The sequence below is a fragment of the Gilliamella sp. B3464 genome, assembly GCF_026536145.1.
Classification (GTDB): Bacteria; Pseudomonadota; Gammaproteobacteria; order Enterobacterales; family Orbaceae; genus Gilliamella.
Genome location: NZ_JAFNOQ010000026.1, coordinates 1 through 1,476, shown reverse-complemented (window position 1 = coordinate 1,476; position 1,476 = coordinate 1). Strand labels below are relative to the sequence as shown.

General features: G+C 31.5%; 2 protein-coding genes. Both read left to right on the top strand.

The features are described from left to right. Positions 1 to 1,057, top strand: a 1,057-nt coding sequence (locus J3U57_RS12600) for a VENN motif pre-toxin domain-containing protein (protein WP_267358485.1), incomplete at its 5' end; no start/stop codon positions are given. After that, positions 1,054 to 1,374, top strand: a complete 321-nt coding sequence (locus J3U57_RS12595) for a hypothetical protein (RefSeq protein WP_267344975.1) — start codon at positions 1,054 to 1,056, stop codon at positions 1,372 to 1,374. The genes J3U57_RS12600 and J3U57_RS12595, both read left to right, overlap by 4 nt. Positions 1,375 to 1,476 lie beyond the last annotated feature (102 nt).

Genomic DNA, 1,476 nt, shown 5'->3' with positions numbered 1-1,476 from the left:
CATTGCCAGTATTCTTTATCCGAATAAAAGTATAGATGAATTAAATCAGGATGAAAAACAACAAGTCAGCGCACTCGCCCAACTGACCACCGGACTGACTATTGCCGCATTAGGTGGTGATGCTCAGGATATTAATACCGCTATTGCTGGTGGTAAAAATGCGGTTGAGAATAACTATTTGAGTGCATCGGAAGATAAAGAAAGAAAAGATGCACAAGCTAAATTAGACTTGATAAATAAAGGTAGTCTAGTTGTTTCAGACGAAAAGAAACAGGAATTAGAAGGCCAAGTTGCTATTTTAAATGCGCTAGATGCACAACGAGATGAGATTCTAAATAATGTTTGTCAGAATTTAAGCTCATCAGAATGTAATTCAGCAAGAATAGAGTTGCAGTCAGCATATGATAGCTATTTTAAAACTCTAACTCCAGAAGATTATCTAGCTTATAATGATGCTTATGCTAATTACACCAAATATTATGATGGCTATAAAAAAATATTAAGCCAAATTGGTGAATTAGAAGGAAGAGATCAAGCTGCCTATAATGAATATAAGGCTCAAAATTTATCAGAAGGTTTAGGAATAAGTATTGAATCGGCAAGAAATCTAGTTAAGTTTGATAATGCAATGCATTCTGTGGCAATAATTGGTTCGATGTTTGTTGGTTCGGCTAGTGTTAAGGATAAAAATCTGAATCTTACAAATCAACAAATGCAACAGATAAAAGAAGCAGAAAAAATATCAACAGCTAAATCAGGAACACAAACTATAATACCTCGAGATCTAAATGAACAATTATTTTGGAAACAAGTTGAGTTAAATCCCTTAGTTGGCAGCGAATTAAAAGGAATGAATAATGATATTAGATTTGACTCATCATTAGGTTTTCAAAAGATGCAAGCTGTATATGAATTATCTAATGGACAGAAAATCACAATTCATTATCAATATAATTCTAATACAGGTAAAGCTTATGATATGAAAATAACAACACCACAAAGAATAATGGCAGATCCTAGAGATGTGTTAAACTCAATAAAGGACAAGACTAAATGAAGATAGAAACAAAATCAGGTGAAATAATTAATGTTTTTGCAACTTATTGGATTAAGAATGAAACGTATTTTTACGGAATACCCTTTGATTATGGGGGATTAATTGCTTATAGAGACACTGAAATAGTTATTGTTGAACCAAAATTGAATTTTAATACTATTTTCTTTAAAGGTCAAACTAATGGATATGGAATATTTCACTGGGCTTTAATAGAAAAAAATTTACTTGATGATTTATTAGAGTTAGATCAAAATGCATATAAATATTTTTTAGAAATAATTAAATCAGAGAATTTAGTCGAACCTGATTTTTATTAAAAATTCGCCAACAGTTTCCAGTTCTACGATCCCTGTTGCAGAACTGAGCTAATTAATTACTAACTATGCGATCTACTTCGCAAGTGTTACTATCAATTTGCC

Coding starts and splice junctions, on each gene's coding strand:
- J3U57_RS12595 (WP_267344975.1), top strand. CDS start 1,054: ATGAAGATAGAAACAAAATCAGGTGAAATAATTAATGTTTTTGCAACT.